This window comes from Adlercreutzia sp. (assembly GCF_056795635.1).
Window position 1 is genome coordinate 1 of sequence record NZ_JBQIIT010000046.1, and the last position, 6,239, is coordinate 6,239.

7 protein-coding genes are annotated in these 6,239 nt (G+C 70.0%); all 7 read right to left on the reverse strand.

Features of this window, described 5'->3' with window-relative positions:
• A partial coding sequence (gene rpsO / locus ACTOXK_RS11820; RefSeq protein ID WP_482279977.1) for a 30S ribosomal protein S15 occupies positions 1-281 on the reverse strand: 281 nt, incomplete at its 3' end.
• Between the two features lie 289 nt (positions 282-570).
• The gene (gene recO, locus ACTOXK_RS11825) at positions 571-1,338 is read right to left on the reverse strand and encodes a DNA repair protein RecO (RefSeq protein WP_482277703.1); all 768 of its coding nucleotides are present in this window, start codon (positions 1,336-1,338) and stop codon (positions 571-573) included.
• A 13-nt stretch (positions 1,339-1,351) separates the two neighbouring features.
• Positions 1,352-3,487 carry a PASTA domain-containing protein gene (locus tag ACTOXK_RS11830; protein WP_482277702.1) on the reverse strand — a complete coding sequence of 712 codons (2,136 nt, stop codon included), beginning with the start codon at positions 3,485-3,487 and terminating at the stop codon, positions 1,352-1,354.
• Positions 3,488-3,541: 54 nt separating this feature from the next.
• The gene (gene era, locus ACTOXK_RS11835) at positions 3,542-4,462 is read right to left on the reverse strand and encodes a GTPase Era (protein ID WP_482277767.1); all 921 of its coding nucleotides are present in this window, start codon (positions 4,460-4,462) and stop codon (positions 3,542-3,544) included.
• 100 nt (positions 4,463-4,562) lie between these two features.
• On the reverse strand, positions 4,563-5,045 hold the full coding sequence (locus tag ACTOXK_RS11840; RefSeq protein WP_482277701.1) for a diacylglycerol kinase family protein: 483 nt from the start codon (positions 5,043-5,045) through the stop codon (positions 4,563-4,565).
• A 7-nt stretch (positions 5,046-5,052) separates the two neighbouring features.
• Complete coding sequence (gene ybeY, locus ACTOXK_RS11845) at positions 5,053-5,541, reverse strand: rRNA maturation RNase YbeY (RefSeq protein WP_482277700.1); 489 nt, start codon at positions 5,539-5,541, stop codon at positions 5,053-5,055.
• A gap of 5 nt (positions 5,542-5,546) precedes the next feature.
• Positions 5,547-6,239 (reverse strand): PhoH family protein (locus tag ACTOXK_RS11850; RefSeq protein ID WP_482279978.1); only part of this gene is annotated, 693 nt, incomplete at its 5' end.

A 6,239-nucleotide genomic window follows, 5' to 3' on the forward strand; every position in this document is an offset into this window, starting at 1 on the left:
TTGTCGCGGATGCCGAGCTTCTTGATGAGCTCGCGGTACTCGTCGATGTTGCGGTTCTTGATGTACTTCAGCATACCGCGGCGCTTACCGATGAGCATCATGAGGCCGCGACGGGTGTGGTTGTCCTTCTTGTGCACCTTCAGGTGCTCGGTGAGGTTGCGGATGCGCTCGGAGAGGATCGCCACCTGCACCTCGGCGGAGCCGGAGTCCTGCTCGTTCTTGCCGAACTCGCGCATGAGCTCAGCAGTGCGCTCCTTGGAGATGCTGTCCTTGTTGGCCATGAGTGCCACCTTTCTTCTGCGGGAATGCCCCGCGTGCCTTCGCCGCTTTCCGCGGCTCTTCCTTATCGTCGGCTCCGAGCGGGAAAGCGGGTGGCGCATTCGAGCTAGGGGCCGATGGGCTGTTTGCACAGCTTGCCCAGTATAGGCGAGCGCTCCCCCATCCACAAGGCCCCATTCCGCCAGCGTCACCGTATCTGCACAGGGCGCACTGGGATGGAAGCGCTTCGCGGGCCATGGCCGGACGAGGAGGCTCGCGAGCAGCGGCAAGGGCATGGCCCTTGCCGCCGGGTCAGAACAGGCCGCTCGTGAAGAGGAACTCCAGGGACTTCAGGGGGCTGCCCACGTGGGCCCGCACGAGGGCCTGAACGAGGTGCAGCACGGCGAAGGAAGCCGAGGGATCGGCCGGCCCGGCGGCCAGGGCATCGAAGGGGCTGCCGAGAAAGTACTGGGCCCAGCACAGGGTGGCCGCCTCCACGGGAACCGTCTCCAGGTGCGGGCGGCAGACGGGGCAGACCGCACCTCCCTCGATGGCCGAGAAGGGCACGCGAGCCCCCTCCTCCAGGGCGATGGGGACGCCGCAGCCCACGCAGGTCTCGAGGCTCGGCCGCAGCCCCGAGAAGGCGAGCAGCTTCACGAGCGCGGCGGCGGCCAGGGCCAGGCGGTGGTTGTCATCGGTGCCGTCCATGACGTCGAGGACCCGGGTGATGGATTGGAACAGCCGCGGATTTTCCAGACCGTCCTGGGCCACGCGACCGGCCAGCTCCAGCAAGGGCAGGGCCGCGGCCGAGGCCTCGATGCCGCGGCGCAGCGGGTCGTGGGCGCCGGCGAGCCGCGCCTCCTTCACAATGTCGAGGCTGCGGCCCCGGGCGCACAGAAGATCGACGACGCAGAGGGGCTCGGTGCGGGCTGCGAAGGAGCTCGTGGGCTTGCGGGCCCCCTTGGCCACGGCCTTGGCCAGGCTGCCGTCGGCAGCGAGCAGGGTGAGGATGAGGTCGCTCTCCCCCAGCTTCGTGCGGCGCAGCACCAGGGCGCGCAGAGGGTAGGTGGGCTGGGACACCGCTCGCGCCGCCCTAGGGCAGGGTGATCTCGGGGTTGGCGTAGGAGACCTTGTCGTTGTCGTTCCAGACCAGGCCGCCCTCGAGGGTCACGGGGTTCTTCTCGTCGTAGTAGGTCTTCTCGCCGAGGCCGAAGGGGAACTTCACCACCTCGGACTTCACTGCCACGACGGTGTAGCTCACCTCGCCGTCCCCCTTGTAGGAGGTGCTCTTCACTTCCTTCACCAGGTAGGTGCCGTCCTCGGTGGTCAGCGTGGCCCCGGGCAGCACCCCGGTGGTGAGCTCGCGCAGCTCGGCGGCGCGGGACTTGGCGATGTAGAGCGTGACCGCGCTGCCCGAATCGAGCTCGGTGCCGGCCTCCGGGTCGGTGGAGACGGCCGTGCCCTCCTCCACGTCCTCGGTGTAGTAGCGCTGGACGTCCACCTCGTAGCCCTCGGCCTCCAGGGCCGCCACGGCGTCGTCGCGGGAGGCGCCCGCCACGTCCGGCACGGTGAAGGGCACGGCCACGGTGAGGGTCACGGCATCGGTGGACAAGAGGGCGGTGCCGGCCTCGGGGGTCACGGCGAGCACGGTACCGGCGGCCTCGTTGGACTTCTCCTCGGTCACCTCCACGTTGGCGAGCCCCTCGGCGGCGAGCAGATCGACGGCCTCCTGCTGAGAGAGCCCCGCCACGGCGGGCACGGTACGGGCCACGGCCACGGTGAGGGCCACGGTGCTCCCCTCCTCGGCCCGGCCGCCGTCGGGGGCGGCGGCGAGCACGGTGCCCGGGGCCTCGTCGGACTTCTCCTCGGTCACGGCGGCGCTGAAGCCCTTCTCGGCCAAGGCGGCCTCGGCCTCGCCCTGGGAGAGCCCCACGATGGAGGGAACGGTCTTGCCGCCCCACATCTCGGCCATGTAGGTGCCCGCCGCAGTGGCGCCGCCGGCCACGATGAGGGCGATGAGAGCGCCGATGATGAAGGGGGCCTTGGAACGAGGCGGCCGGGCCTGGGCGGTTGACGGCGCAGCGGCTTTCTCGGCCGCGGGGGTTTTCTTGTCCGCAGTGCTCTTTGCCGGTGCGGCGACGGTCTTCGAGCCCTTCGCGGCATCGGCCCGGGTCGCGCCTTCCGGCTCGGCGCTGCGGGCCTCGGCCTTGGCCGCGGCCGCCTTGGCGCGGGGGTTCTTCGTAGCGGACGTGCTCCGGGGGGCCATCGCCGCCGCCTCGGTGCCGGCGGCTTCCAGGGAACCGGCCTCGGCGGCCGGCACAAGGGCGCCTGCGGACTCGTCTTCCGCAGCGGCCTCGGTCTCGGCGGTGGACGCGATGGCGCGCTCCCCCACCGGCACGATGCCGGTCTCGGCCGCGGGCAGCTCCAGGGCGCCGGGCTTCAGGGCCGCGGTGGCGTCCGGGGCGGCGACGGCCTCGTCGGCCTGCTCGCTGGCGGCGGCCATCTCAGCCACAGCGGCTTCCGTTGCGGCCAGCATGGCACCGGCGGCCAGGGCCTCGTCCGCCTCGGGGGCGTGCACGGCCTCGGCGGCCTTGCGCTCTTCCCGGGCGGCCGCAGCCGCGGCCAGCCGTTCTTCCCGGGCGGCAGCCGCGGCCGCTTTCCGCTCCTCGCGGGCGATCTCGGCGGCAGCGCGGGCCTCTTCCCGAATGCGGCGCGCCTCCTCCTTCTGCTGGGCCTTGGCGAACTGGCGCTCGAGCTTGCGCTGCTCGCGGTCGCGCTTCTTTTGCTCCCGCGGGGACAGGCCCAGGGTGTAGTTGCGGGCCCGGGGCACGTACTCGTCGCGGACGGCGGGGATCTCGGCGGTGTCGCCGGCGCTGCTGGCGGGCGCGGGGGGCACGTAGCTCGAGTCCACGAGGCGCTCGAAGCCGGAGAAGTCCGGCTCCCGCGGGGGCTCGGGCAAGGGATCGACCAGATCGGCCACGGATGTGCGCGGCGCAGCGGGCACCACTTCGGGCACCGCAGGCCGCACGGCCGGCTTGGCCTCGGGCACCTCGATATCGGGCACCTTCACCACCGGCGGCACGGCCCCGAGCGCCTCATCGCGGCGGCGCTCCGCCTCGGCCGGATCGGGCACGGGGGGAATGCGGTCGCTGGACAGGAACACGTGGCCGCACTCCTGGCAGAAGGGGGCGTCGTCGGTATTATGGAACGAGCAGCGGGGGCACTTCATCTACGGCTCTCCTCAAAGGTATGGTCGGGGAGAATTGTAGCGCAGATACGGCGCCTACGCACCTTCTCCGTAACCGAATCGGCGAATTTGGTTCGCGTCGCGCCGCCAGTTCTTCCGCACCTTCACCGACAGGTCCAGAAACACCTTGGATCCCAGGAGAAGCTCCAGGTCGCGCCGGGCCTCGGTGCCGATGCGCTTGATGGCGGCGCCGCGCTTGCCGATGACGATGCCCTTCTGGCTGTCGCGCTCCACGTAGATGACCGCGTAGATGCGGTAGAGGTTCGGGGCCTCGAACTCCATCTCCTCCACCCCCACGCCGATGGCATGGGGCACTTCGTCGAAGAAGTTGCGCAGCACCTTCTCGCGGATGAACTCGGCCACCATCACTTCCAAGGGCTGGTCGGTCTCCATGTCGGCGGGGAACCACGCCGGGCCCTCGGGCAAGAGGAACTGCACCTCTTCCACGAAGGCGTCCACGTTGCGACCCGTGGTGGAGGACAGGCCCACCATGGCGTCCCAGTCGCACAGCGCCTCGGCCGCCTCGCGCTGGGCGCTGATCTGGGCATCGGAGGCCATGTCGGTCTTGGAGAGCACGCAGATCTTCGCCGAGCCCTTCGCGGCCCGCACCTGCTCGGCCACCCACTCGTCGCCCCGGCCGATGGGCTGGGAGGCGTCGATGAGCATGGCCACCACGTCCACGTCCTCCAGGGCCTTGATGGCCGAGGTGTTCAGTTCCTCGCCCAGGGCGTCCTTGGGCTTGTGCAGGCCCGGGGTATCCACGATGATCATCTGCATCTCATCGGTGGTGTACACGGCACGGAAGCGGTGGCGCGTGGTCTGGGCCGTGTTGGAGGTGATGGCGATCTTCTTGCCCATGATGGCGTTCAGCAGGGTTGACTTGCCCGCGTTGGGGCGTCCCACCAGGGTGACGAAGCCGCTCTTGAAGTCGGGGTTGGTGGGGAACGAGCCCCCCATGGGGTTTTCTGCGAAGTAGGCGTCGAGATCCACGGGTGTCCTTTCGGTTTGCCGCCCGCGAGGCGGACGGGGGCGTGCGGGGGTCGGAACGGTCGGAGGGTCAGGGAAGGAGGGCCAGCAGGTGCGGAACGAACACGATGAGGCCCACCGCCACCGAGCCCGCGGAGGCCAGAAGCACGGCCCCGGCCCCGGCGTCCTTGGCGGCCCGGGCCAAAGGGTGCCAGTCGGGGCTGGCCAGGTCGGTCACCGATTCCACGGCGGTGTTCACCACCTCGGCCACGGCCACCACCATGATGGCCAGCACGATGGCGAGCCACTCGGTCCGCGAGATGCCCAGGGCGAGGCCGGCGATCACCGCGAGCAGGCCCACGGCGAGCTGGATCTTCAGGTTGCGCTGGGAGGCGAAGGCGTAGGCGATGCCGCGGCCGGCGCAGCGGAAGGCGCACAGCAGCGGGAAGCGGCCCGCGCCGTCGGCCCGGCTGTCGGCGGCGGTGCGCACGAGGCGGTCGTCGCAGCCGCAGCCGCCCTCGGCGGGCGGAACGGCCCGGGGGGCCGAAGCCGAAGTGGGGCGGTCGTCGGGCACGGGACGCCTAGCGGCTCTCGTCGGCGGCCGGCAGGTCGCGCTCGGACCAGGCCGTGAGGAGCTCCTTCTCCCGGGCCTCCATCACCTCGGCCTCCTCGTCGACGATGTGATCGTAACCGCACAGGTGCAGGAGGCCGTGGACGAGCAGCAGGCTGATTTCCTGCTCGAAGGAGTTGCCGTACTCCTCCGCCTGGGTGGCGGCCACATCCGGGGCGATGATGATGTCGCCGAGCTCGTATACCGGGCACCCCGCCCCGTCGGCGGCGGTCATGTCGTCGGCGATGTTGTCGCACTCGAAGGACAGCACGTCGGTGGGCCCCTCGATGCCGCGGAAGCGCTCGTTCAGCTCGGCGATGGTGGCGTTGTCCACGAAGCTGATGGACACTTCCGAGTTTGCGGGCTTCCCCTCGTCCTTCAGGACGAACTGCGCCAGCGACGCCAGGGGCAGCTCGGCGAGGCGGTCCTCGCCGTGATTGAAGGTGATCAGGATGTCCATGGGAATCAGGCCTTTCCCGCCGCGCGCTCGTAGGCGGCCACGATGGTGGCGACGAGGGAGTGGCGCACGACGTCCTTTCCGGTGAGATCGCAGAACGCGATGTCGTCGATGCCCTCCAGGATGGAGCGCACCTGCACGAGGCCGCTTGTGCCCCGCGGGAGATCGATTTGGGAGATATCGCCGGTGACGACGATCTTCGAGCCGAAGCCAAGGCGGGTCAGCGCCATCTTCATCTGCTCGGGGGTGGTGTTCTGGGCCTCGTCCAGAATGATGAAGGCGTCGTTCAAGGTGCGCCCGCGCATGAAGGCCAAAGGCGCGATCTCGATGACGCCGGTCTCGATAAGCGCGCTCGCCTTCTCCATGTCGAACATGGAGTACAGGGCGTCGTAGAGGGGGCGGATATAGGGGTCCACCTTCTCGAAGAGGGTGCCGGGCAGAAAGCCCAGGTTCTCGCCGGCCTCCACGATGGGGCGGGACAGCACGATGCGGCCCACCTCCTTGCGCTTCAGGGCCGCCACCGCCATGGCCATGGCCAGGTAGGTCTTGCCCGTGCCGGCGGGCCCGATGGCGAAGGTGACGGTATGGTCGCGGATGGCGTCCACGTAGTGCTTCTGGCCGGCGGTCTTCGGGCGGATGGCCCGGCCGCGGTAGGACAGCAGCACGTCGTCGCGCAGGGCCGACGGGGCGAACTCGGCGTG

Coding starts and splice junctions, on each gene's coding strand:
- ACTOXK_RS11830 (WP_482277702.1), bottom strand. CDS start 3,487: ATGAAGTGCCCCCGCTGCTCGTTCCATAATACCGACGACGCCCCCTTC.
- era (WP_482277767.1), bottom strand. CDS start 4,462: ATGGGGGGCTCGTTCCCCACCAACCCCGACTTCAAGAGCGGCTTCGTC.
- ybeY (WP_482277700.1), bottom strand. CDS start 5,541: ATGGACATCCTGATCACCTTCAATCACGGCGAGGACCGCCTCGCCGAG.